Here is a 23,168-nt window from a genome sequence, read left to right as displayed (position 1 = left end):
GCACGACGAGACTAGTCCCGAGTCAGCTTCCGGTGGGTGACCCTGTGCGGACGCGCGGCATCGGCGCCGAGTCGCTCGATCTTGTTCTCCTCATAGCCGCCGAAGTTGCCCTCGAACCAGAACCATTTCGCCGGATTACTGTCGTCGCCCTCCCACGCCAGGATGTGCGTGCAGGTCCGGTCCAGGAACCACCGGTCGTGGCTGATCACCACCGCGCAGCCGGGGAAGTTCTGCAGCGCGTTCTCCAGCGAGCTCAGGGTCTCCACGTCGAGGTCGTTGGTCGGCTCGTCGAGCAGGATCAGGTTGCCGCCCTCTTTGAGGGTCAGCGCCAGGTTGAGGCGGTTGCGTTCACCGCCGGAGAGCACCCCGGCCGGCTTCTGCTGATCGGGGCCCTTGAACCCGAAAGCCGACACGTAGGCCCGCGACGGCATCTCGTTTTGGCCGACCTCGATGTAGTCGAGTCCGTCGGAGACGACCTCCCACACCGTCTTGGTCGGGTCGATGCCCGCGCGGGACTGGTCGACGTAGCTCAACTTGACCGTCTCGCCGATCTTGACCGTGCCGCTGTCCGGCGGCTCGAGTCCGACGATGGTCTTGAACAGCGTCGTCTTGCCGACGCCGTTGGGGCCGATCACGCCGACGATGCCGTTGCGCGGCAGCGTGAACGACAGGTCCTTGATCAGCAGCCTGCCGTCGAAGCCCTTGTCGAGATGCTCGACCTCGACCACCACGTTGCCGAGGCGGGGCCCGGTCGGGATCTGGATCTCCTCGAAGTCGAGCTTGCGGGTCTTCTCGGCTTCGGCGGCCATCTCCTCGTAGCGCTGCAGACGGGCCTTGCTCTTGGCCTGCCGGGCCTTGGCGCCCGAGCGGACCCAGTCCAGTTCGTCCTTGAGTCGCTTCTGCAGCTTGGCGTCCTTACGTCCCTGGACGGCGATGCGTTCCGCCTTCTTCTCCAGGTACGTCGAGTAGTTGCCCTCGTACGGGTAGGCGCGCCCGCGGTCGAGCTCGAGGATCCACTCCGCGACGTTGTCGAGGAAGTACCGGTCGTGCGTGACCGCCAGGATCGCGCCCTTGTACTCGGCGAGGTGCTGTTCGAGCCAGAGCACGCTCTCGGCGTCGAGGTGGTTGGTGGGCTCGTCGAGCAGCAGCAGGTCCGGCTTCGACAGCAGCAGCTTGCACAGTGCGACGCGGCGCTTCTCGCCGCCGGACAGATGGGTGACGGGCTCGTCGGGCGGCGGGCAGCGCAACGCGTCCATCGCTTGTTCGAGCTGGCTGTCGATGTCCCAGGCGTCTGCGGCGTCGAGCTCCTCCTGGAGCTTGCCCATCTCGTCCATCAGCTCGTCGGTGTAGTCGGTCGCCATCAGTTCGGCGACCTCGTTGTACCGATTGAGCTTGGCCTTGATGGCCACACCCTCTTCGACGTTCTCGCGGACCGTCTTGGTCTCGTCGAGCTCGGGCTCCTGCATCAGGATTCCGACCGTGGCTCCGGGGGCCAGGAACGCGTCGCCGTTGTTGGGCTGATCCAACCCGGCCATGATCCGCAAGACGCTCGACTTACCAGCCCCGTTCGGACCGACGACGCCGATCTTCGCGCCCGGAAGGAAGTTCAGCGTGACGTCGTCAAGGATGACCTTGTCGCCGTGCGCCTTGCGGACCTTCCGCATCGTGTAGATGAATTCGGCCATTGCCTTCGATGTCGCCTTTCTCGATCCCGGGCATGTTCTCCGGGACCACGTTGGACCTCCGCGATAGTCGGGGCCCATCCTAGGCGCGGCCGCATCGAAGGCGGTGGCCGCTACGCACTCAGCGGCAGCGACTCCTCCCCGGGGTCGCCCGTCGCGGCGCTGGACCCCTCGGCCGCGGGTTCCCGGGCCCCGGGTTCGGACTGCGCGTCGGCAGGCGAATCGGCCTGGCAATCGGTCGGGGAATCGGTCACCGCCGGGCGCGGGTGCCTGCGGCTCTCGATCCGCACGATGCAGCGGGCCAGGTCCGGCCCGACCGAGGTGGCGCGGATCTCCAGAGACGAGCGCCGGTTGCCGTCGCGGTCCTCGTACTCGCTGGTGTAGACGTATCCGACGACGATCACCGGATCTCCCTTTCCGAGCCCGGCACCGACGCCGGTGATCAGATTGCCCCAGCAGTTCACCGTCGCGTACAGCGAGTTCCCGGGCTCCCAAGTGCCGTCGGCGGTGCGACGGCGGGAGTTGCTGGCGACCCGGAACTTGATCAGCTCCTGGTCCCCGACCCAGCGGCGGTCGGGTGCGGTGACGATGTTGCCGACGATGGTGATGGGTGTCTCGAACATGGCGGTGCCTTCCTCGATTTTCGGCGACGGGCCAGGCACTGCACCGGGCCCGTGATGACACCGCCATTGAGCGCTTCGGCGCCGACACGAAACGGCTGCGCGCACGTCTCGGAACCCCGGGCTGGGGATGAAATCGGATCTGGGGAGAAAGGTCACCCGACGGCGCGGGCCGGCCATCGCGTCGATGTGCTGCATCGGGGTTGCGAGGCCGGCCCGTGCGGACGACGGTAGCACAACACCTGAATATCTGAACAGCTGAAAATATGACGGGGTCAGCCCCGCTCGCGCTCCCGGCGCGCCAGCTCGGCCAGCATGTTGTTGTAGGCGGCCAGGTCGGCATCGTCGTCGCGGTCGGCGGCACGGTCGAGCCGTTTGGCCGTGCGGTCGTCGCTGCGGCGCCACTGCACGAACAACGCGATCAGCACCACCACCAGCGGCACCTCGCCGGCCGCCCAGGCGATCCCGCCACCGACACGCTGGTCGGCGAGCAGGTCGGTGTTCCACGGCAGTTGCAGCGAGCAGTAGAAGCTCTCGGCGAGCACCGACTGGGTGCCCATCAGCACCACACCGAAGAACGCGTGCAGCGGCAGCGACGCGAACACCATCCCGAGCTTGACCAGGTGCGGTATCGGCCGCGGGGTCGGGTCGATGCCGATGACGACCCAATAGAACAGGTAGCCGCTGAGCAGGAAGTGCAGGTTCATCGCGACGTGGGCGGCGTGGCTGCCCGCCGCCGCGTCGAACAGGCCGCTGAAGTACAGGCCGTAGAACCCGACGACGAACAGCGCGGTCGCGACGAACGGGTTGGTGACGAACCGGGAGTACCGCGAGTGCAGCGCCGCGAGCAGCCACTCCCGTGGCCCCGGCGGGGCGTTGCGCCCCGCCGTCGGCAGCGCCCGCAGCGCGAGGGTCACCGGGGCACCGAGCACCAGCAGGATCGGCGCCAGCATCGACAGCATCATGTGCGCGATCATGTGGATGCTGAACATCGCGGGCATGTAGCGCCCGAATCCCGACGACGTCGCCAGCAGCAGCACCAGGCAGCCCAGCAGCCAGGCCACCACCCGCCCGGGCGGCCAGGCGTCGCCGCGGCGCCGCAACCGGCGCACCCCGGCCAGGTAGAGGACGGCGAACACGATCGCCGCGGTCCCGAACACCAGGTCGAAACGCCAGTCGAAGAGCAGGCGCGCCAGGGTCGGCGGGCCGGCCAGGTCGTAACCGATCTCGACTTCGAGGATGGACAGGTTCGGATTCAGCGGGGCCGGCGGAGGCGTGCGGCCGAGGGCGACCGCGATGCCGAACGTCAGACCGAAGATCACCGCTTCGACGAGCGCGAGGCGGATCAGCGCGCCGCGGGCCTCCGGATCGGCCTGCAGGGCCGCCACTCCCCGACGCCGCTGCTGCCAGCCGAGCACACCCAGCGCGATCAGCGCGGCGGCCTTGGCCAGCACCAGCGCCCCGTAGGTGGTGGTCAGCAGATCGGACAGCCGGACCCGGACCAGCGCGTTGATCAGGCCGCTGATCGCCATCGCGCCGAAGCACCACAGCGCGACCGCCGAGAATCGCCGCGCGGCCAGTGCGGCGTGCTCACCGCCGCGCAGCGCGTGCGCCAGCAGGGCGAGCAGGCCGCCCGCCCAGATCGCGCCGGCGATCAGGTGGAACAACAGGCTGTTGGTGGCGATGTCGTGCGCCCCGCCGGAGGACGAATGCCCGGTCAGCACCAGCGGCAGCAAGGTCACCAACGACCCGGCGAACAGCACGGGTGTCCAGGACCAGCGCAGCACAGGGATGCTCAGCACCGTCACCAGCACCGCGAGCAGCGCGGTCCACCGCCACGCGCCGGCGATGTCGATCAGATCGGCCACCGCCCAGATGTCGGCGAAGCTCAGCCGCGACGACAACGGTTGACCGCTGACGTCGGAGACCGTCAGCGGCACCATCAGCACCGCGCACACCGCCCAGATCCCGGACGCCGCAGTGGCCATCCGCAGTGACCGGTAGCCGCCGGCGTCGAGGACCTGGTTCTGCTGGGGCGGGACCAGGAATGCGGCGAGCAGTAACCCGCCGGTCGCGGTCACCGCCGCGATCTCCCCCGCCGCGCGGACGAACGGCAACCCGTAGGTGGTCACCGGTCCGGGATCGGGAAGACCTGTCGCGGTCAGCGCGTCAGCGAGTGAGAGCGCCGCGAGCGCGGCGGCGGTCACACCCGCGAGGACCGCGACCCCGTACAGCACGGCCCACACCGGTGCGCGGCGCGCGGCGCCGACGGGTGCGGCAGAGGTCTCGGCAGCCATGCACCCCAGCGTATGACCTCGTCGAAGGCGATCTACGACACAGGGTCGTTGCGTAGTTGCCACCGGCTGCGCTCACGCGCGAAGAACTGCCTGCGGGCGCAGCGGTCGACGGTGTTCATGTCCTTGAGGATGCCGCGCAGCTCGGTCCGGAAGGCTCGCCGCCGATCGGCCAGGTCGGCGGCGGGTTCGAGCAGATGCTGGTCCGCGGCGACCTGACGGGCCGTCGTGAACAGCAGCGCCGACACCGATTCGGTGCTCTGCACCCGCCCCTGCGCCAGGTACTGCCTGCCGAGACCGAGCGCCTTGGCGGTCAGATCCTTCTCGGAGATCTCGGCAGGTGCGTCGATCAGCGCGTCGGCGACGATCTGGTAGGCCTCGAAGAACGGCCGCAGTAGCGGCCCGGCGATCGCGGGCCGTTTCTCGGCCAGCAGCGCGTCGATGCGCTCACCGCCCTCCTCGACCGCACCCTCCCAGTCGGGATGCCACGACATCTCCTCGGCCACGTGCTCGCGGTAGGCGGCGGAATCGGCGAAGTAGAACTCGAACTTCAGCAGATCCCGCAGGCGCATCACCTGGGTCCAGAACGCGTCCAGCCGGTCGGTCTCGGTGCGCGCGGCGTAGGCGAGGGCCAACTCGACCAGTGAGGTCTCCAGGAACGCGTCGATCAGCGAGTTGCGGTAGAACGCGGCCTGCAGCTCGTCTTCCGGCGCGATGTTCCACACCGGGACACGGCCGCTGTCGGTGCGCGTGACCGGATGCCCGCCCGACAACGCGTCGAGCGCGGCCTGGACCCCGTCCGGGGTGCGCAGCCGCAGCGCGCTGTTGGTCATCGGAACCTGTTTGCGCTCAAGGTAGTCCAGCGAATCCTGCAGGGTGTGGTGCAACTGGTCGAGGGTCAGCGCGATGCCGCGGGTACTCAGCAGCAGCGCCGACACCAGAGCGGTCGCGTTGACCGGCGTGACCTGCAGGATCCGCCAGGCCACCGCGAACGCCATCTTCTGCATCGCGAGGCGTTTGGCGGCCTCATCGGTGCTCATCGGACCGTGCGGCTCGCCGAGGTATTCGCGCATCGACACGGCTTCGGGGAAACGGACGTAGATCTTGCCGTAGTTACGTTCGCCCTGCGCCTTGATGTAATTCACCAGCCACGAGAGCCCCTCGGGGGTCTTCTCCCCGCCGCGGGCATACCGCGCGTACTCGGCCGTCTCGTGCAGTTGGTCGAAACTGATCGACACCGGCTGCAGCAGGATGTCGTCGCTGCGTCCGTCCAGGTAGGCGTCGGCGACGTAGGCGAGCAGACCGAGCTTGGGCGGCAACATCTTTCCGGTCCGCGACCGGGTGCCCTCGATCGCCCAGGACAGGTTGAACCGCTTCTCGACTATGTAGCCGACGAACTGGCGCAGCACGAACTTGTACAGCGGGTCGTCGAGTGTGCGGCGCAGGAAGATGACGCCGGAGCGGCGCATCAGCGGACCCATGAAGCCGAACGACAGGTTGATCCCGGCGAAGGTGTGCACCGGCGGCAGCCGGTTCTCCTGCATCGCGACGGGCACGATCACCCCGTCGAGATAGGACCGGTGCGAGAACAGCAGCACCGCCGGATGCGTCTCCAACGCCTGGCGCATCGATTCGATCTCGGCGCGGTCGTAGTCGATGTTGGGATCGAAACCGCGGCTGAAGATGGCCCGGCCCAACGACGGGATCAGGTCGACCGAGAACCGGCTCCACCCGGTGGACAGTTCGTCGAGCATCTCGCCGGCCTGCTCGACCGTGGCGTCCGGGATCTTCTCCAGGCCTTCGCGGAACCGCGCCGAGGACAGCACCTCCGGTTTGATCAGCTGAGGGGATTTGTATTCGGGACCCAGCAGCCGCAGCTCGACGCGCTCGATGGCCAGGATCGCCCGGCGCAGCACGAATCGGGCGAATTCCCTGGGGTTTTCGGCGACGGTGGTGTCCTTCCACCGTTCGTGCAGCTCGGACACCTTCGCGGGTTCGCCCGCGACGACGCGTGCCCGGGACGGGTCCCGTTTGAGGATGCTGTGCTGAATGGCCTTCGGCGGACAGTAGGTGTCACGGCCGGAGAGCAGCGCGACCACCTTGGACCGGGTGGGCAGGCCGCCCGGCACCCAGAACACCCGGACCGGGACGACCGAGCGGTCGTCGTCGGCTTGGAGCAGTTCGACGAGCTGTGCCAGCACCGCCGGGGGCGGATCGTCGTCGGCGGGCAGTTTGAGGACTTCGATCTTCGACTCGGGATGGGCGGTGCGCTGCTCGGCGAGCCAGTCGGCGAGTAGGGCTTCCTCGGCCGGCGACGACACCGACGCCAGCACCAGGGTGTCCCCCACCGCCGAATACGCCGCGATCTCGTCGGCGCGGAACTTCATGACCGGTCCTTGTCGTCACCGGCGGGCTTGGTGGCCTTGGTGGCCTTGGCAGGTCTGGCGGCTTTGGCGGGCGTGGCCTTGGCGGCCTTGGCAGGTGCGGCCTTGGCCGGCGCCTTCTTCTTCGCGGGAGCCTTTCTCGCACTTGTCTTCTTCGCCGGCGCGGACCGCTTGTACAGATCCGGCAATGTCAGCTCGTCGTGCGGCCAGTCCTTCAGCGTGTCGAGGTAGAGCTGCCGGACCTCCTCGATCCGTTCGGGCAGGTTCTTCTGAGTCCAGTCGTCGACCGGAATCGGCGGGTAGACGACGACGTCGACGGTGCCGGGGTTGAAGGTGCTGGAGTCGCGGGCGGCGATCACCTCGGCGTTGCGGATGACGATCGGCACGATCGGGATGCCTACCGACATCGCGATCCGGAACGGCCCCTTCTTGAACTCGCCGACCTCGGTGGTGTCGAGCCGGGTGCCCTCGGGTGCGATCAGAATCGAAAGCCCCTTGCGGGCAAGCTCTTCGACCTTCTTCAGCCCTTCGACCGCCTTCCTCGGGTCGTCGCGGTCGATGAAGGCGGCATCGAGGATCCTGCCGATGGTGCCGACGACCGGATCGCTCTCGAGTTCCTTCTTGCCCACCGTGGTGAAGTTGTCCTTCACCAGCCGCCCGGCGATCAGCGGATCGGCCTGGTTGCGGTGGTTGAAGAGGAACACCGCGGGTCGCTGCGCGGTCAGGTTCTCCTCCCCGAGCACCTGCAGGTTGATCCCGACGGTGTCCAGCAGCGTGCGCCCGAACATCGAGGTGAAGAAGTTCACCCCGGTGCGCTTGTTGCGGGTCAGGATTCCGACACCGAGCGCGCCGGCCGCGATCGGCACCATCGACGCGACGCCGAGGGCGGTGCGCACCTGCGACGCCGGACTGCTGCCGCTGCGGCTGCTGAACCTCAGGATCGGCCAACCACGCTTGGCCGCGACAGCGGCCATCTTGCCCTCCGGGTTGGTGGGCCGCGGATTGCCGACGAGGTACATCAGTGCGACGTCCTCGTCACCGTCGGCGTAGAAGTAGCTGCGCGACAGGTCGACATTGTTGGCGGCGGCGAATTCCTGTACCGCACGGGCCTTTCCGGGCCCCCAGATGATCGGTCGCGTCACCTCTCCGGTGATCAGCCCGTCCTCGTCGGTTTCGAACTTGTTGCTCAGCACGTTGCCGATGCCCAGGAAGCGGGCGACGGGCTCGACCTGGACGGTCAGCGCCGACGAGCTGAGCACGACGGTGTGTCCGCGGGCCATGTGCGCCCGCACGATCTCGCGCATCTCCGGGTAGATCCGGCCGACGATCTTCTGGACGAACAACCGCTCGGCGAGTTCGTCGATGTCGGCGACCGAGTTGCCGCGCAGCATCCGCGCACCTTTGCCGATCAGGTCCTCGAACTCGGATCGCCCGAGCTGATGGTTGAGGCCGGCCTGCACCATGCCGATGAACTCACCGACAGACATCTGCCTGCGCCGCAACCGGTCCTGGGTCATCACGACGCCGGTGAAGCCGGCCACCAAAGTGCCGTCGAGATCGAAGAATGCGCCGATCTCCGGCCCCGGTGGGCTTGCCTGGATTTCGGCGACCGAGCCGGGAAGACGCATCTGCCGGTTCGCCGACAAGTCGGGTGTCACTGCGGGCCACTCCTGTTCGGTTCGGCGGTGGATGAAGGTGTCTCGGGGACGCTGAATGTCGCGGGTACGGCCCGGCCGTCGCCGCCGAGGGCCAAGACCTCGTCGAATCCGGCGAGCAGACAGCGCGCGAACAGGTCCTGGTCGGTGACGGAGGCACGGTCGTAGCGGGCGGTAATGGTGCAGTAGCCCGACCGCGACACCAGCACCACCATCATCGCGACACCGGGCAGCGGCCCGATGCCGTACTGCCGCAACACTTTCGCACCGGCGATGAAGGTGTCCCCGGCGTAGACGGGGACGTTGCTGGCCTGCACGTCGGCGTTGACGATGGACCCGGCCATGGTTTCCAGCACGGAGTCTGGCAGCAGGCTGACCACGGGTGCGATCGCGCCGACCAGATCGATCGCACGCTCCTCGCGCTTGCTGGTCATCTGCGCGCGGATCTCCTTGATCCTGACCTCGGGGTCGGACAGGCCGATCGGCGCCGCGAGGTTGACCCCGGCGAAGCGGTTCCCGCCGGCCGGGTCGGCCTCCCGGCGCAGGTTCACCGGGACGGCCATCGGCAGCGTGTCGACGGGCACCCCCATGGCTTCGTGGTAGAGCCGCAGCGCGCCGCACACACCCGCCAGATAGGCGTCGTTGATCGAGCCGCCCGCGGCTTTCGACGCGCGGTGCAGCTCGCTGAACTCGATGTCGATGGCCTCGCTGCGCGATGACAGGCTGCGCCGGCGCAGGATCGGCGACGGGGTCGCGAACGGGCCGACCACCCGGACCCCCGACCTCGCGTAGTCGAAGGCGCTGCCCAGCCGGGTCACCGGGTCGCGGACCACGTGGCCGGCCACCTTGACGGAACCGACGAACGCGTCGCGCACGCCGCCGAGGATGGTGCCGGGCAGCCGGTTCAGCCCGTTGCGCATCAGGTCGTTCGGCGACAGGTCGGTCGGCACCGGCAGCGGCGGTACGGGCTGCGGGGGCGGGTCCCGTTCGAGGTCGTAGAGGTTGGCGAACATCTCCACTCCGCCGACGCCGTCGGTGACGGCGTGGCTCAGGTGCACCATCAGGGCGGCCTGCCCGTCCTCGACGCCCTCGATCAGGGTGGCGGTCCACAGCGGCCGGGAGATGTCGAGCGGGGACTGTGCCGCGATCTCGGCGAGGTCCATGACCTGGCGCACGGTGCCGGGCTCGGGGACGCGGACCCGGCGCAGGTGGTAATCGAGGTTGAAGTCCGGGTCGACGACCCAGCGTGGCGCGGCGGTGGGCAGCGTCGGTGTGACCACCTTCTGCCGCAGCCGCAGCACCTTGCGCGAGGCATGCTCGAAGCGGGTCCGGAAGGTGTCCCAGTCCGGCGTGGTGTCGAGCAATTCGACGGTCATGATGCCCGAGCGGGTGCGCGGATTGGCCTCGCCACGATGCAGGATCTGGTCGAGCGGGCTGAGTTCCTCCGGGAGTCCGGCCGCATCGAAGTCCGGCGCGTTGCTCATGTGCACCAAACTAGTCGGCACGTTTGTGACAGGAGTGGCTTTAAGCGCCGTTGCCGACCAGACCGGCTCCCGCCACGCGATAGACTTCCCCGGCGTTGCCTCCGTAGCTCAGTGGATAGAGCAACCGCCTTCTAAGCGGTCGGTCGCAGGTTCGATCCCTGCCGGGGGCGCTTTTGGTCAGGCGACCAGGATCAGCTGGTCACTGTGCGCGGCGTACCCGGTCTGCGTCAGCGGACGCTCGACCGCGATCGTTTCGAACGATTCGCTCTGCCACGCCCACATGAAGGCCCCCAGGGGTACCACCAGGCCCTTGCCTCCGGAGACCCCCGGATCGTTGAGATAGACCTTGCCGTTGTGGGTGTCCACCGCGATCACGACCACGCCGTGGTTGGCGTTGATGCGGTCGGCCCCCGGGGTCCCCTCGTTGTCGGTGGCGTCCCAGATCGTCTGGTTGTTCACTCCGGCGATCACGCCGTTGCCACCCAGGAGCCATTTGCTCACGAAATCGAGCGCGTCCAGGCCGTCGTAGAAGGTGGCATCGTCGTCTTTGTTGGGAAAGTACTTCAGCGCCGCGTCGTTGCCACGGATCTGCAGCAGCGCGACCGCATCCTCGGACTTGACCCCATCCTCGTTGCCGTCCCCGAGGTACATCATCTTGGACGGATCGACGACGCTGGGCGTGAACTTCGCCTGCGCGACGATCGCCTCTTCGAGGGCCCGGGTCGGCAGTATCCCGGTGAACTGGCTTTCGATCATCAGAATCGACATCAGCATGCAGTTGTCGGCGTAATTCTGTTCCGCCCAGTACTTCTTGTTGGACACGTTGCCGTAGAAGCCCGTTCCGCGAACGGCAACCTCGATCTCCTCTTCGACCTTCCTCGCGGTCACGCTGAAGGTGGATTCGGTGGTGTCACGCTGGGACAGTCCGAGGCCGATCGCGATGTTGTGCATGACGAGCTGCACGATCCCGAACAGACCGGGACGGCGGGCCTCCTCGCCGTTGTCCGCGCCGATGACGAACGAATCCGTGGTGTCCTCGTCGAAGTCCGCCGGGTCGAAGGTGTAGGTGTAGGTGCCGGTCTCCTGGTCGATGATCAGGGTGCCGAGCTTCGGCTGCTCCTTGATGCTGTAGCTCAGCGTCAGCCCGTTGTTGCTCTGGCCGTTGAGTTTCCCGGTGAAAACGCCCGGGGCGACCTCGACGTTGTCGGTGGGCGACAGAGTCGGCGCCTTGTTGAAGAAGGTGTACGTGAGGTCGCGGATCAGCGTGTCCCACCACGAGTTCGGCGACTGCGCGCCGGCGACAGCGCCGTCGGGACGAGCGTCGGGGGCCGCGGTGGCCGGACCGGCACGCGGTGTCGCACCCCCGGAGGCGACCGGGGCCGCAGGTGCGCCGTTCTCCACGACCTCGACGACGTCGTCGGTCACCTCGGGATCTGCCACCACGACCTCGTCGACCGGGGTCACCTCGGTGGAATCGCCGGAGTCGGAGGGGTCGTCGTCACTGACGTCAGTGACGTCGCTGTCGTCGGTGACGTCGGTGTCGTCACTGTCTGCGCTGTCGTCGGCTGCCGGTTCCGCGCCACGGCCCGGCGAGGACTGCCGCAGCAGCGTGCCCTCTGCGGCTTTGCGCGACTGCCGGTGACCGGTGACGGACTCACTGCCGGAGTCGGTACCCGCCCGATCCGCGCCATCGGCGCCGCTCGAGCCGACGCTGGCGGTGTCCCCCGTCGAGCCGCCGGATTCGGTGTCGGCCGCGGCCACGGCCGCACCGCTCAGCAATGCCATGCCGAGCCCGATGGTCAGCGCCCACGCGGTCAGCCAGGTGGCGGCATGTCTGCCGCGCAGTGGTGCCGACGGTGCGCTTGATCTGAATTGTCGTGGAGCAGTGCCTGATTGCGGCAGCCTGTTACCCACCATGAACCCCCCGACTCGTTCCGCAGCGTTGAGGACGTCCCGCGTCGGGGTCAATGTAACTCAAACCCAGCAACACCTCTGACGATTCCGGAAATTCCGGAAGCCGGGTCAGACCAGCTGTTGCTTACCGAAGTCCTCGGCGAGGAATTTCAGCAGCACCTCGTTGAACTCGCCGGCATGGGTGGCCGGGATGCCGTGCGGTCCTCCGGCGATCACGTGCAGCCGGCTGTCCGGAAGCGCCTCGTGCGTGCGTTTTCCGGAGCCCTCGAACGGCACCGTCGTGTCGCGGTCGCCGTGGACGACCAGGCTCGGCACGGTGACCTTGGGCAGGTCTTCACGGAAGTCGGTGCCGCCGAACGCGGCCATACACGCCAGCGCCGCCACCTTGCTTGCGTCGCCGCACATCCGCAGCGCCTCCTGCCGCTGTTCCTCGTCGACCTTGAGTTCGCCGTCGACGGAATAGACGTCGGTCATCAACTGCTCGTAGAACGCGTCCTGGTTCGCGGTCAGCGCCGCCGCCATCTTCGCCGCGTCCGTCGCGCCCAGCGGGCCGTCCGGATTGTCCTTACGCGTCGACATGAACGGCGTGACCGACGCCGCGAACACCGCGCTGCGGATCCGCTCGACCCCTTTGCGCGCGCAATAGGCGGCCACCTCACCGCCGCCCATCGAATACCCGACCAGCGTCACGTCGCGCAGGTCGAGTTCCTCCAGCAGCGCCGACAGGTCGTCGGACAGGCTCTCGTAGGTGTAGCCGACCAACGGTTTGTCACTGCGCCCGAAGCCGCGCCGGTCGTAGGTGACGACGCGGTAGCCCGCGCCGTGCAGCACGTCCACCTGAGCCGCCCAAGATCCGCTGTGCAGTGGCCAGCCGTGGATCAGCACGACGGGGCGTCCTTGTCCCCCGGTGTCGTCGACGTAGAGATCGGTGGTGCGCAGCGGGCCACGGTAGGCGGTGATCGCAGTCATGAATGTCCTTCCCTCGACTGCTCTGCCCTGTACCCGCTGGGCGCCCGCTTACCTCATCGCGCTGCGCGGTCGATCACGGGTTGCAGGCCGTCGAGCACCCGGGCCAGACCGAACGTGAACGCGTGATCCGCGCTGTAAGCGCTGTCGTGTGCGTGGCCTGCGGCCGCCCCCACCCGTGCCGCGAGCGGGAACTTCTCGGCGTCGAACACCTCGGCCAGCAGGGGTTCCGCCCGCTCCCACCACGCCTGGTCGCTGATGCCGCTGTCGGCCTGCGCATTTCGGGTGTCGATGGCGATGCGGGCCACCGAGGTGACGAAGCCGAGCACGAACGTCAGCGCGGAGTCCATGTCGAGATCGCTGAGTCCGAGACCGTCGAACGCGCGCAGCTCGTGTTCGTACTTCGCGGCCATCCCGGGACCGAGCGGCGGCCGCGTGGTCGCCAGGTGCGCGACCCACGGATGCGCGTCGAACATCGCGCGATTCTCCGCGGCGATGACCGAAACCCTGTCCCGCCATTGCATTCCCGACAGGTCCGCGCGCGGCATCTGGGCGTAGACCGTGTCGAGCATCAGGTCGAAGAGTTCGGCCTTGCCGGGAACGTAGGTGTAGGTGGCCATCGGCGCGATCCGGAGCTTGGCCGCGACGGCGCGGATGGTCACCGCCGACAGCCCGTCGGCGTCTGCGATCTCGATCCCGGCGGCCACGACCGAGTCGACGCTGGTCCGCTGTTTCGGCCCCCGGCCGGTGCGCGGCTCACCGGATGCGCGCCAGAGCAACTCCAGCGTGCGTGCCGGGTCCCCGGCGCTGCTGCGTTCCGGCACGGAAGGCGGGCTCATCCGGCCGATCGTAATGGACCTGGCCGAGTCGACAATTTTCCCGTACGTTGTACACCGTACGTTGTACGGAATCAGATCGAGAGGATCGACGATGTCGCTACCTGCCCAGGCCGCCTTCACCCCGTCCGCCGCTGACGTCGAGGAGGTGATGTCCTGGTTCGCGAACTACGACGCGCTGGCGGTCGCCAAAGACATCGAGGCGATGGCCGATCAGGCGATGTTCCCGCTCAACGAGGTCACCGACGGCTACGCCGCATCCTGTGACCGAGCCAAGTTCGTCGCGCAGATGACCGAACAACTCGGCGACGCCGGCGACGTGTCGATGGAGTCGGTGCGCACACCGCACTTCATCAACGAGAACCTGGTGTTCGTCATCACCGACGCCACCATCACCGCGGGCGAGTTCAGCCACCAGGTGCGCTACGGCGATCTGTTGGTGAAATCGGGCGGCGCGTGGAGGTTCCAGACGATGGTGCAGGGCGGCTGGGGCGAGTTCTGACCCGCCGATTCTGAACTCGTTGGCGAGATCCGGCCGGAAAGTCGCGCACAGGTTCAGACTCGCGGCCTAGCCCCGCCCGTAGGCTGGCCTCGATGCCCACCAGCCCGGACGGCCCACTCGACCAGCGACAGGTCGTGCAACCGGACTCCGGCTACGTCTACCGCACCGCGTGGCGGGTCGCGACCGGCGACATCGGCAGCGACCTGACGCTTCGCCTCGACGGCGTCGCGCGCTACATCCAAGAAGTCGGCGCGGAGAACCTCGTCGACGCCGGCGAGGCCGAGGCGCACCCGCACTGGCTGGTGCAGCGCACCGTCATCGACGTGATCGAACCGATCGAGTTCCCCAACGAGATCACGTTCAGCCGCTGGTGCTCGGCGCTGTCGACGCGGTGGTGCACGATGCGCGTCGACCTCGTCGGCAGCGACGGCGGGCGCATCGAGACCGAGGGGTTCTGGATCGCGATCAATGCGAAAACCCTGACGCCGCAACGGGCCACCGACTCGCTGATCGAACGGTTCTCCAGTACCACCGACCAGCATCGGCTCAAGTGGCGGCCGTGGCTGGACAACCTGACCGACGCCGACCAGACGACGCCGTTCGCCCTGCGGCGCACCGACATCGACCTTTTCGAGCACGTCACCAACACCGCGTACTGGCACGCGATCCACGAGGTGGCCGCCCGCGTTCCCGACATCGGCACCGCGCCGTACCGGACCGTGGTCGAATACCGCAAGCCGATCAAGTACGGCGAGGACGTCGTCATCGCGTGGCGCCGCCGCGACGACGCACCCCGCGTCGACATCGCGTTGACCGTCGACGGCGAGGTGCGGGCCGCTGCTGTGCTGCGCACGCTGTCGTTAGGCTGAGCCCCGTGTCCGAACTGGTACTGATGCAGGTCACCGACCGCGTCGCCGTCATCACCATCAACGATCCCGACCGGCGCAACGCCGTGACCGCGGAGATCTCGGCCGCGTTGCGGGCCGCCGTCAGCGCCGCCGAGGCCGACCCGGGCGTGCACGCGGTGATCGTCACGGGGGCGGGCAAGGCGTTCTGCGCCGGTGCCGACCTGACCGCACTGGGCGCGGCGACCGAGGACGGTCTGCGGGTGATCTACGACGGCTTCCTGGCCGTCGCGCAGTGCAGCCTTCCGACGATCGCGGCGGTCAACGGTGCCGCCGTCGGCGCTGGGCTCAATCTGGCGCTGGCGGCCGATGTGCGGATCGCCGGGCCCCATGCGATGTTCGACCCGCGCTTCCAGAAACTGGGCATCCATCCCGGCGGCGGCGCGACCTGGATGCTGCAGCGGATCACCGGCCCGCAGGCGGCCCGCGCCGCGTTGCTGTTCGGGATGCGGTTTGACGCCGAGGCCGCCGTCCGCCACGGACTCGCCCTCGAAGTGGCCGACGACCCGGTCGCCCGTGCGCGCGAGCTGGCCGCCGGGCCCGCCGGTGCGCCTCGCGACGTCGTGGTGGCCACGAAGGCCTCGATGCGCGCCACCGCCCATCCGGGCACCGACGACCTGGAGCAGCACCGCCTCGCGGTCGACATCGAGATCGTCCCGCAGGCGACGTCGATCGAATCGCCCGAGTTCGCGGCGCGGCTGGCCGCAGCCAAGCGGAAGTAGACCTAGGGCGCCAGCGCGACGATCCTCTCGGCACGCCGTAGCACCGGCATGTCGACCATCTGGCCTTCGAACTGGAACACGCCGCGTTCGGTCCGCGCCGCGGCCAGCACCCGTCGCGCCCAGTCCGCTTCCTTCTCGGTCGGTGTGTAGCCGCCCCGGATCACCGCGGTCTGCGTCGGGTGGATCGCGACCTTGCCGTCGAAGCCGACGGCGACCGCGTCGTCGACCTCGGCGCGCAACCCGTCGAGATTCTTGATGTCGAGGAACACCGAATCCAGCGCGACCCGCCCGTAGGCCTTGGCGGCCAGCAGCGTCTGGGACCGGACATGGCGGGCGACCTCGCGGTAGGAGCCATCCGGGTAGCGGTTCGCCGTCCCGCCGAGCGCGGCGAACAGGTCCTCGGCGCCCCACATCAGCGCGTACGCGTTGTCCACCCGGGCCAGCTCGACGACGTTCAGCGCCCCCAGCGGCGTCTCGATCAGCACGATCACGTCCAACGGCGCCAACGCGCTGACCTGTTCGGGCGCTTCGGTTTTGGCCAGCATCACCGTGGTGTACGCGGTGCGGGAGACGGCCTCCAGGTCGGGTTCGTGATCGGCGGTGCCGGTGGGGTTGACCCGCACCACGGTCCGCTGCGGATCCAGTGGGGTGTTCACCAACGCCTCGCGGGCCGCCGGCCGGTCCTTGGCCGCCACCCCGTCCTCCAGGTCGAGGATCACGATATCGGCAGCCGCGGCGGCCTTCTCGAATCGTTCCGGTCGGTCCGCGGGGCAGAACAGCCACGCCGTCCCAGGCGCCAGGGTCACTGCGCATCTCCTTCGGGTCGCTTGCGCACCATGGTCTTCCGCGATGCCGTCGCCACGATATCGCCATGCTGGTTGCGCCCGACGTGGCTGAAGGTGACGATCCCCTCCCCCGGGCGGCTCTTGGATTCCCGCTTGTCGGTGACCTCGGTCTCGGCGTACAGCGTGTCGCCGTGGAACAGAGGCTTCGGAAAGGCCACCTCACCGAACCCGAGGTTGCCGACGATCGTGCCCTGGGTCAGTTGCGCGACCGACAGGCCGACCAGCGTCGACAGCGTGAACATCGAGTTGACCAGCCGCTGGTGGAACGGCGGCAACGCATCCGAGAACGCGGCATCGAGGTGCAGCGCCTGGGTGTTCATCGTCAGCGTCGTGAACAACACGTTGTCGGCCTCGGTGATGGTGCGTCCGGGCCGGTGCTGATAGAGCACGCCGGTCTCGAACTCCTCGAACCACAGCCCTCGCTGGACGACGATCTTCTTCGGTGCGTCGCCTCGATCGTCCGCTGCGCTCACAGCCCGAGCTCCCGTCCGATCAGCAGCAACTGCACTTCCGTTGTGCCCTCGCCGATTTCGAGGATCTTCGAATCGCGGTAGTGCCGGGCCACCGAGTACTCGTTCATGAAACCGTAGCCGCCGAAGATCTGGGTGGCGTCACGGGCGTTGTCCATCGCGGCCTCGCTGGCGACCATCTTGGCGATCGCGGCCTGCTTCTTGAACGGCTTGCCCGACAACAGCAGTGCGGCCGCGTCGTAGTACGCGGCGCGCGCGACGTGGGCCCGGGCCTCCATCCGGGCGATCTTGAACGCGATCGCCTGGTTGCTGCCGATCGGGCGGCCGAAGGCCTCACGTTCCTTGGCGTACTTGACGCTTTCGTCCACACAGCCCTGCGCGGCACCGACCGACAGCGCCGCGATCGCGATCCGGCCCTCGTCGAGGATCCGCAGGAAGTTCGCGTAGCCGCGGCCACGCTCACCGAGCAGGTTCTGCTCGGGAACTCGGACGTCGTCGAAGCTCAGCGGATGGGTGTCCGACGCGTTCCAGCCCACCTTGTTGTAGGCCGGCTCGGCGGTGAAGCCGGGGGTCGGGACCGGCACCAGGATCGACGAGATCTCCTTCTTGCCGTTGTTCTCGCCGGTGACCGCGGTGACGGTGACCAGTTTGGTGATGTCGGTGCCGGAGTTGGTGATGAACTGCTTGCTGCCATTGATAACCCAGTGGCCGTCGTCGAGTTTGGCGGTGGTCTTCGTCGCGCCCGCGTCACTGCCGCCGCCCGCCTCAGTCAGACCGAACGCGCCGAGCGCCTTGCCGCTGGCGAGCAGCGGCAGCCATTCCTGCTTCTGGTCCTCGGAGCCGAACCGGTACACCGGCATCGCCCCGAGGGAGACACCGGCCTCCAGCGTGATCGCCACACTCTGGTCGACCTTGCCAAGTTCTTCGAGCGCCAGGCACAGCGCGAAGTAGTCTCCGCCCATGCCGCCGTACTCCTCGGGGAACGGCAGCCCGAACAGGCCCATATCGGCCATGCCGGAAACGACTTCGTACGGAAACGAATGTTCCTCGTCGTGTTTGGCCGCGACGGGCGCGACGACGCTCTGAGCGAAGTCCCGCACCGTCTTGGCGAGCTCCGCGTAGTGGTCGGGCAGCGTCCCGGTCGCGAGAAATTCGGTCATGATTGCGGCTCCTTGCTTGCCGTTACGCGGGCCAGGACCTGACCCACCTTGACTTGTTCGCCCGCGTCGACCAACAGTTCCACCACCCCGTCGACGGGTGCGGACAACGCGTGCTCCATCTTCATCGCCTCGACGGTGACCACCACGGTCCCCGCCGCGACGGTCGCCCCGTCCTCGACGCCGACGGCGACCACGGCGCCCGGCATCGGGCTGGTCAGTTCGGCGTCTCCGCTGTGTTCGTCGTCGGGGCGCACCGGCGCCTCGCGGACCTCCTCGATCATCGCGACGCGTCCGGCGCCGGCCAGCCACACTTGGTGTCCGGCCTCGGCGACGGTGTAGTCGGTGCGCAGTCCGTCGATCGTGACCGCAAGCCGGTCGCCGTCCAATTCCGCGCGCAGCGTTCGGGTTTCCCCGCCTTCGACGGTCGCGGTCGCGTTGTCGGGGGTGCCGGTGAGCCAGACGTGGTCGGTGCGCTCACCGGCGTGCAACCGGACGGTGGTGGGTGCGCGGCCGGCGATGCGCCAGCCCGACGGCACCTCCCAGGGGTCTGCGGGCGTCACGGGCCAGGACCGCAGCCAGCGGTAGGCGGCCCCGGCGATCAAATCGTCGTCGGAGGCAAGCGCCTGCACGAAATCGGGCAGCCGCCGGTCGAGCAGCCCGGTGTCCAGGTCCCCGGCGACGACGTCGCGGTCGGCGAGCAGGAAGCGCAGGAACTCCACGTTGGTGGTCAGCCCGAGCACCGCGGTGTCGGCGAGCGCGGCATCGAGCGCGCGCAGTGCGGCCGGACGGTCGGCGGCGTGCGCGATCACCTTGGCCAGCATCGGGTCGTAATCGCTGCCGACCACGGTGCCGACCCGCAGCCCGGAGTCGACGCGGATGCCGGGCCCGGCCGGTTCCCGCAGACCGACGACATCGCCGCCGGTGGGCAGGAATCCGCGCGCGGGATCCTCGGCGTACACCCGCGCCTCGATCGCGTGGCCGTCGAGCCGGATGTCGTGCTGCTCGATCGGCAGCTTCTCCCCCGCGGCGACCCGGACCTGCAGCTCGACCAGGTCGAGTCCGGTCACCATCTCGGTGACCGGATGTTCGACCTGCAGGCGGGTGTTCATCTCCATGAAGAAGAACTCGTCGGGCCGGTCGGCGGAGACGATGAACTCGACGGTTCCCGCCCCGGTGTAGTCGACACTGCGTGCGGTGTCGCAAGCCGCGGTGCCGATCCGCGCGCGGGTGTCGAGATCGAGTAGCGGCGACGGCGCCTCTTCGATCACCTTCTGGTGGCGACGTTGCAGGCTGCACTCCCGCTCACCGAGATGCACGACGTTGCCGTGGTTGTCGGCGAGCACCTGCACCTCGATGTGGCGCGGGTTGAGCACGAACCGCTCCAGGAACAGCGTGTCGTCACCGAACGCCGACGCCGCCTCGCGGCGGGCGGAGACGAGGGCGGCGAGTAACTCACTGGCTTCCTGGACGACCCGCATCCCCTTACCGCCGCCGCCGGCGGACGGTTTCACCAGGACCGGGAAGCCGATCTCCGGCGCGCCGGCGATCAGATCGTCGTCGCTCAGCCCGGGCCGCGAGATCCCCGGAACTACGGGGACACCGAACGCCGAGACGGCCGCCTTGGCCGAGATCTTGTCGCCCATGGTCTCGATCGCCGAGACCGGCGGGCCGATGAACACCACCCCCGCGGACTTCAGCGCATCGGCGAATTGCGAGTTCTCCGAAAGGAATCCGTATCCTGGATGGACGGCCTGCGCGCCGGTGCGCTCGATCGCGGACAGCAGCGCGTCGACGGACAGGTAGCTCTGTCGCGCCGGAGCGGGCCCGATGTTGACCGCGACGTCGGCCTCCCGGACGTGCCGGGCGCCGGCGTCGGCGTCGCTGAACACCGCGACCGAGCGGATCCCCATCGAGCGCAGCGTGCGGATGACCCGGACCGCGATCTCGCCGCGGTTGGCCACCAGAACCGTATCGAACATGTTCACATCCTGAAGACGCCGTAGGACACCGGCTCCAGCGGAGCCTGGCCTGCCACCGAAAGTGCCAATCCCACAATGTCTCTGGTGTCGGCGGGGTCGATGACGCCGTCGTCCCACAGCCGTGCGGTGGAGTAGTAGGGATTGCCCTGGCTCTCGTACTGCTCGCGGATCGGCGCCTTGAACGCCTCTTCCTCCTCGGGGGTCATATCGCCGCGCACGGTGGCCAGCACCGACGCGGCCTGTTCGCCGCCCATCACCGAGATCCGCGCGTTCGGCCACATCCACAGGAAGCGCGGCGAATACGCCCGTCCGCACATCGAGTAGTTGCCCGCCCCGTAGGATCCGCCGATCACCACGGTCAGCTTCGGCACCCGCGCGCACGCCACCGCGGTGACCATCTTCGCGCCGTGCTTGGCGATGCCGCCGGCCTCGTAGTCGCGTCCGACCATGAATCCCGAGATGTTCTGCAGGAACAGCAGCGGCGTGTTGCGTTTGTCGCACAGCTCGATGAAATGCGCACCCTTGACCGCGGATTCGCCGAACAACACCCCGTTGTTGGCGACGATCCCGACCGGGTGGCCGTGGATGCGGGCGAAGCCGGTCACCAGCGTGGTGCCGTACTCGGCCTTGAACTCCCCGAATTCGCCGCCGTCGACGATGCGGGTGATCACCTCGTGCACGTCGTAGGGCACCCGGGAGTCGACGGGCACGACGTCGTAGAGCTCGGTCTGGTCGGCGACCGCGGCGACGGCGGGTGCCACCTCCCACGGCGGCGCGGCTTTCGGTGCCAGCGTCGCGACGATGCGGCGCACGATCCGCAGCGCGTCGCGGTCGTCGTGGGCGAGATGGTCGGTGACCCCGGAGACCTTCGAGTGCAGATCCCCGCCACCGAGTTCCTCGGCGGTGACCACCTCTCCGGTCGCGGCCTTCACCAGCGGCGGCCCGCCGAGGAAGATGGTGCCCTGGTTGCGCACGATCACGGCCTCGTCGCTCATCGCGGGGACGTACGCGCCGCCGGCGGTGCAGGAGCCCAGGACCGCGGCGATCTGCGCGATTCCCTTGGCGCTCATGGTCGCCTGGTTGTAGAAGATCCGGCCGAAGTGCTCGCGGTCGGGGAACACCTCGTCCTGGCGCGGAAGGAACGCCCCGCCCGAGTCGACCAGGTAGATGCACGGCAGCAGATTCTGCAGCGCGATCTCCTGGGCGCGCAGGTGCTTCTTGACCGTGACCGGGTAGTAGGTGCCGCCCTTCACCGTCGCGTCGTTGGCGACGATCATGCATTCACGCCCGGACACCCGGCCGATGCCGGCGATCATGCCCGCACCGGGGCACTCGTCGTCGTACATGCCGTCAGCGGCCAGCGCCGCCAGTTCCAGGAACGGGCTGCCGGGGTCGAGCAGGCCGTTGACGCGATCGCGCGGGAGCAGCTTGCCCCGGCTGATATGGCGCTCCCGGGCCCGTTCGGGACCCCCGAGCGCCGCCGCGGCGAGCTTGGCCCGCAACTGGTCGACCAGCGCGACGTGATCGTCGCGATGAGATGCCCGCGCTGCCATCGCTGAACCCACCTTATAGTTAATGGCGACTAACCGAGTGGTATGTTAATCATCATTAACTGTTGGTGTCTACCATCGGCGGGAGGTTCGTCACATGGCTTCCACGGATGCGGCCTCGCCACGCAGCAGGGCGAAGTCCGATCGCCGTGGTCAGCTGGTCGCCGCGGCCGAGCGGCTGTTCGCCGAACACGGCTATCTGGCGGTGCGGCTCGAGGACATCGGCGCCGCTGCCGGGGTCAGCGGCCCGGCGATCTACCGGCACTTCCCGAACAAGGAGGCCCTGCTGTCGGAGCTGCTGGTGGGGATCAGCACCCGACTGCTGGCCGGTGCGACCGAAGTGGTCGACGCCGCCGCCGACGCGGACTCGGCGCTGCAGAACCTGATCGACTTCCATCTGGACTTCGCCCTCGACGAGTCCGACCTGATCCGCATCCAGGACCGCGACCTGGGCAACCTGCCGCCCGTGGCGAAGCGTCAGGTGCGGCGTAAACAGCGGCAGTACGTCGAGATCTGGGTGGACGTGTTGCAGCGGCGCGATCCCCTGTTGACCGAGACCGCTGCTCGCGTGATGGCCCACGGAACGTTCGGTCTGCTCAACTCGACAGCCCACAGCATGAAGCCGGGAGCGACGAAAACGGCCGAGGCCAGCTCGCGCACCGTCTTACGGGAGATGACGGTCGCGGCGCTGACCTCGGCCGCAAACAGCTAGGCGTCGAGTGAGTCCGCCTGCTAATACCAGGCTCTGCGACCCGCGACCGGGCGGCCAACGGATCCCAGGATCCAGAACACCGCACCGATGACGAGCAGCACGATGCCGATGTAGAACAGGATCGGCATGCTGAACAGGTATCCCAGAAGCAGCAGAATCGCTCCGAAGACGATCATGTCAGTCCATTTCTTTCCGGTCGGCCAATCAGCGTTCTACTGACTGGGTTGCGGGACGTTGCATTCGGTGACTTTCGGGTTGACGCCCGCATAGTTCAGCGGCCCGGCCACGACGGTCAATGCGATGCTTCCGGCTGTGGCGCAATTCGTTTCGCTACCGCTGAAGTAATCGCGTTGATACGCGGCGAACACGCCGATCAACAACCAGACGAGCACAATGACCCCGAGAATTCCTCGCATTGTGTGCCTCCTTGGTCTGCGCGCCCGGAAGTGGCGCGCAGCAAGGTTTTACCCCGCGGAAAATTCCGGTAA

At 68.1% G+C, this 23,168-nt stretch carries 20 protein-coding genes and 1 tRNA gene; 5 read left to right on the top strand and 16 right to left on the bottom strand.

What is annotated here, in order from left to right:
* Positions 1-11 precede the first annotated feature (11 nt).
* The 6 genes from ettA to BST38_RS14360 all read right to left on the bottom strand — a co-directional run bounded on the left by ettA (position 12) and on the right by BST38_RS14360 (position 10,119).
* Positions 12-1,685, bottom strand: coding sequence for an energy-dependent translational throttle protein EttA (gene ettA / locus BST38_RS14385; protein ID WP_083143999.1), 1,674 nt, complete (start codon positions 1,683-1,685; stop codon positions 12-14).
* A 110-nt stretch (positions 1,686-1,795) separates the two neighbouring features.
* The gene (locus tag BST38_RS14380) at positions 1,796-2,305 is read right to left on the bottom strand and encodes a single-stranded DNA-binding protein (RefSeq protein ID WP_083143998.1); all 510 of its coding nucleotides are present in this window, start codon (positions 2,303-2,305) and stop codon (positions 1,796-1,798) included.
* 272 nt (positions 2,306-2,577) lie between these two features.
* Positions 2,578-4,599 (bottom strand): bifunctional copper resistance protein CopD/cytochrome c oxidase assembly protein, encoded by a 2,022-nt coding sequence (locus tag BST38_RS14375; protein WP_083143997.1) that lies wholly within the window; start codon positions 4,597-4,599, stop codon positions 2,578-2,580.
* Between the two features lie 32 nt (positions 4,600-4,631).
* The gene (locus tag BST38_RS14370) at positions 4,632-6,983 is read right to left on the bottom strand and encodes a glycerol-3-phosphate 1-O-acyltransferase (RefSeq protein ID WP_083143996.1); all 2,352 of its coding nucleotides are present in this window, start codon (positions 6,981-6,983) and stop codon (positions 4,632-4,634) included.
* A complete protein-coding gene (locus BST38_RS14365; RefSeq protein WP_110781757.1) occupies positions 6,980-8,608 on the bottom strand; it encodes an HAD-IB family hydrolase/lysophospholipid acyltransferase family protein in 1,629 nt (542 codons plus the stop codon). Before BST38_RS14365 ends, BST38_RS14370 begins: the two co-directional genes overlap by 4 nt.
* A gap of 26 nt (positions 8,609-8,634) precedes the next feature.
* Entirely contained in the window at positions 8,635-10,119 is a 1,485-nt protein-coding gene (locus tag BST38_RS14360; RefSeq protein ID WP_083143994.1) for a wax ester/triacylglycerol synthase family O-acyltransferase, read from the bottom strand.
* Between the two features lie 97 nt (positions 10,120-10,216).
* Here BST38_RS14360 and BST38_RS14355 point away from each other — a divergent pair.
* Positions 10,217-10,289, top strand: a tRNA-Arg gene (locus tag BST38_RS14355).
* A gap of 7 nt (positions 10,290-10,296) precedes the next feature.
* Here BST38_RS14355 and BST38_RS14350 read toward each other — a convergent pair.
* The 3 genes from BST38_RS14350 to BST38_RS14340 all read right to left on the bottom strand — a co-directional run bounded on the left by BST38_RS14350 (position 10,297) and on the right by BST38_RS14340 (position 13,838).
* Positions 10,297-11,904, bottom strand: a complete 1,608-nt coding sequence (locus tag BST38_RS14350) for a hypothetical protein (protein WP_083143993.1) — start codon at positions 11,902-11,904, stop codon at positions 10,297-10,299.
* A gap of 237 nt (positions 11,905-12,141) precedes the next feature.
* Positions 12,142-13,002 carry an alpha/beta fold hydrolase gene (locus BST38_RS14345; protein WP_083143992.1) on the bottom strand — a complete coding sequence of 287 codons (861 nt, stop codon included), beginning with the start codon at positions 13,000-13,002 and terminating at the stop codon, positions 12,142-12,144.
* Positions 13,003-13,055: 53 nt separating this feature from the next.
* Positions 13,056-13,838 carry a TetR/AcrR family transcriptional regulator gene (locus BST38_RS14340; protein ID WP_083143991.1) on the bottom strand — a complete coding sequence of 261 codons (783 nt, stop codon included), beginning with the start codon at positions 13,836-13,838 and terminating at the stop codon, positions 13,056-13,058.
* 91 nt (positions 13,839-13,929) lie between these two features.
* Between BST38_RS14340 and BST38_RS14335 the strand changes: the two genes are divergently transcribed.
* From BST38_RS14335 to BST38_RS14325, 3 genes are all read left to right on the top strand, one after another.
* Positions 13,930-14,337 carry a hypothetical protein gene (locus tag BST38_RS14335; RefSeq protein ID WP_083143990.1) on the top strand — a complete coding sequence of 136 codons (408 nt, stop codon included), beginning with the start codon at positions 13,930-13,932 and terminating at the stop codon, positions 14,335-14,337.
* 92 nt (positions 14,338-14,429) lie between these two features.
* Positions 14,430-15,206 carry an acyl-[acyl-carrier-protein] thioesterase gene (locus tag BST38_RS14330; RefSeq protein WP_083143989.1) on the top strand — a complete coding sequence of 259 codons (777 nt, stop codon included), beginning with the start codon at positions 14,430-14,432 and terminating at the stop codon, positions 15,204-15,206.
* Between the two features lie 5 nt (positions 15,207-15,211).
* Positions 15,212-15,964, top strand: a complete 753-nt coding sequence (locus tag BST38_RS14325; RefSeq protein WP_083143988.1) for an enoyl-CoA hydratase — start codon at positions 15,212-15,214, stop codon at positions 15,962-15,964.
* Positions 15,965-15,966: 2 nt separating this feature from the next.
* On the opposite strand, the gene BST38_RS14320 is transcribed toward BST38_RS14325, so the two are convergent.
* The 5 genes from BST38_RS14320 to BST38_RS14300 are packed head-to-tail and all read right to left on the bottom strand — an operon-like array spanning position 15,967 to position 21,971.
* Positions 15,967-16,770, bottom strand: a complete 804-nt coding sequence (locus tag BST38_RS14320) for an HpcH/HpaI aldolase/citrate lyase family protein (RefSeq protein WP_083143987.1) — start codon at positions 16,768-16,770, stop codon at positions 15,967-15,969.
* Positions 16,767-17,282, bottom strand: a complete 516-nt coding sequence (locus BST38_RS14315; protein ID WP_083143986.1) for a MaoC family dehydratase — start codon at positions 17,280-17,282, stop codon at positions 16,767-16,769. The genes BST38_RS14320 and BST38_RS14315 overlap by 4 nt, the downstream gene beginning before the upstream one ends.
* Positions 17,279-18,439, bottom strand: a complete 1,161-nt coding sequence (locus BST38_RS14310; protein ID WP_083143985.1) for an acyl-CoA dehydrogenase family protein — start codon at positions 18,437-18,439, stop codon at positions 17,279-17,281. Before BST38_RS14310 ends, BST38_RS14315 begins: the two co-directional genes overlap by 4 nt.
* Positions 18,436-20,418 carry an acetyl-CoA carboxylase biotin carboxylase subunit gene (locus tag BST38_RS14305; protein WP_083144041.1) on the bottom strand — a complete coding sequence of 661 codons (1,983 nt, stop codon included), beginning with the start codon at positions 20,416-20,418 and terminating at the stop codon, positions 18,436-18,438. The genes BST38_RS14310 and BST38_RS14305 overlap by 4 nt, the downstream gene beginning before the upstream one ends.
* A 2-nt stretch (positions 20,419-20,420) precedes the next feature.
* Complete coding sequence (locus BST38_RS14300; protein ID WP_083143984.1) at positions 20,421-21,971, bottom strand: carboxyl transferase domain-containing protein; 1,551 nt, start codon at positions 21,969-21,971, stop codon at positions 20,421-20,423.
* A gap of 94 nt (positions 21,972-22,065) precedes the next feature.
* On the opposite strand from BST38_RS14300, the gene BST38_RS14295 reads away from it, so the two are divergent.
* Positions 22,066-22,680 carry an SACE_7040 family transcriptional regulator gene (locus BST38_RS14295; RefSeq protein ID WP_083143983.1) on the top strand — a complete coding sequence of 205 codons (615 nt, stop codon included), beginning with the start codon at positions 22,066-22,068 and terminating at the stop codon, positions 22,678-22,680.
* 20 nt (positions 22,681-22,700) lie between these two features.
* On the opposite strand, the gene BST38_RS29355 is transcribed toward BST38_RS14295, so the two are convergent.
* Both BST38_RS29355 and BST38_RS14290 read right to left on the bottom strand, forming a co-directional pair.
* Entirely contained in the window at positions 22,701-22,856 is a 156-nt protein-coding gene (locus BST38_RS29355) for a zinc metallopeptidase (RefSeq protein WP_147261095.1), read from the bottom strand.
* A gap of 36 nt (positions 22,857-22,892) precedes the next feature.
* Positions 22,893-23,096, bottom strand: a complete 204-nt coding sequence (locus BST38_RS14290) for a hypothetical protein (protein WP_083143982.1) — start codon at positions 23,094-23,096, stop codon at positions 22,893-22,895.
* Positions 23,097-23,168 lie beyond the last annotated feature (72 nt).

This window comes from Mycolicibacterium parafortuitum (genome assembly GCF_002086815.1).
GTDB lineage: Bacteria > Actinomycetota > Actinomycetes > Mycobacteriales > Mycobacteriaceae > Mycobacterium > Mycobacterium parafortuitum.
This window is presented reverse-complemented; position numbering and strand designations above follow the sequence as displayed.

Excerpts from the sequence above, each read along its gene's own strand:
- ettA (WP_083143999.1), bottom strand. The coding sequence starts at position 1,685 with ATGGCCGAATTCATCTACACGATGCGGAAGGTCCGCAAGGCGCACGGC.
- BST38_RS14380 (WP_083143998.1), bottom strand. The coding sequence starts at position 2,305 with ATGTTCGAGACACCCATCACCATCGTCGGCAACATCGTCACCGCACCC.
- BST38_RS14375 (WP_083143997.1), bottom strand. The coding sequence starts at position 4,599 with ATGGCTGCCGAGACCTCTGCCGCACCCGTCGGCGCCGCGCGCCGCGCA.
- BST38_RS14370 (WP_083143996.1), bottom strand. The coding sequence starts at position 6,983 with ATGAAGTTCCGCGCCGACGAGATCGCGGCGTATTCGGCGGTGGGGGAC.
- BST38_RS14365 (WP_110781757.1), bottom strand. The coding sequence starts at position 8,608 with ATGCGTCTTCCCGGCTCGGTCGCCGAAATCCAGGCAAGCCCACCGGGG.
- BST38_RS14360 (WP_083143994.1), bottom strand. The coding sequence starts at position 10,119 with ATGAGCAACGCGCCGGACTTCGATGCGGCCGGACTCCCGGAGGAACTC.
- BST38_RS14350 (WP_083143993.1), bottom strand. The coding sequence starts at position 11,904 with ATGGCATTGCTGAGCGGTGCGGCCGTGGCCGCGGCCGACACCGAATCC.
- BST38_RS14345 (WP_083143992.1), bottom strand. The coding sequence starts at position 13,002 with ATGACTGCGATCACCGCCTACCGTGGCCCGCTGCGCACCACCGATCTC.
- BST38_RS14340 (WP_083143991.1), bottom strand. The coding sequence starts at position 13,838 with ATGAGCCCGCCTTCCGTGCCGGAACGCAGCAGCGCCGGGGACCCGGCA.
- BST38_RS14335 (WP_083143990.1), top strand. The coding sequence starts at position 13,930 with ATGTCGCTACCTGCCCAGGCCGCCTTCACCCCGTCCGCCGCTGACGTC.
- BST38_RS14330 (WP_083143989.1), top strand. The coding sequence starts at position 14,430 with ATGCCCACCAGCCCGGACGGCCCACTCGACCAGCGACAGGTCGTGCAA.
- BST38_RS14310 (WP_083143985.1), bottom strand. The coding sequence starts at position 18,439 with ATGACCGAATTTCTCGCGACCGGGACGCTGCCCGACCACTACGCGGAG.
- BST38_RS14305 (WP_083144041.1), bottom strand. The coding sequence starts at position 20,418 with ATGTTCGATACGGTTCTGGTGGCCAACCGCGGCGAGATCGCGGTCCGG.
- BST38_RS14300 (WP_083143984.1), bottom strand. The coding sequence starts at position 21,971 with ATGGCAGCGCGGGCATCTCATCGCGACGATCACGTCGCGCTGGTCGAC.
- BST38_RS14295 (WP_083143983.1), top strand. The coding sequence starts at position 22,066 with ATGGCTTCCACGGATGCGGCCTCGCCACGCAGCAGGGCGAAGTCCGAT.
- BST38_RS29355 (WP_147261095.1), bottom strand. The coding sequence starts at position 22,856 with ATGATCGTCTTCGGAGCGATTCTGCTGCTTCTGGGATACCTGTTCAGC.
- BST38_RS14290 (WP_083143982.1), bottom strand. The coding sequence starts at position 23,096 with ATGCGAGGAATTCTCGGGGTCATTGTGCTCGTCTGGTTGTTGATCGGC.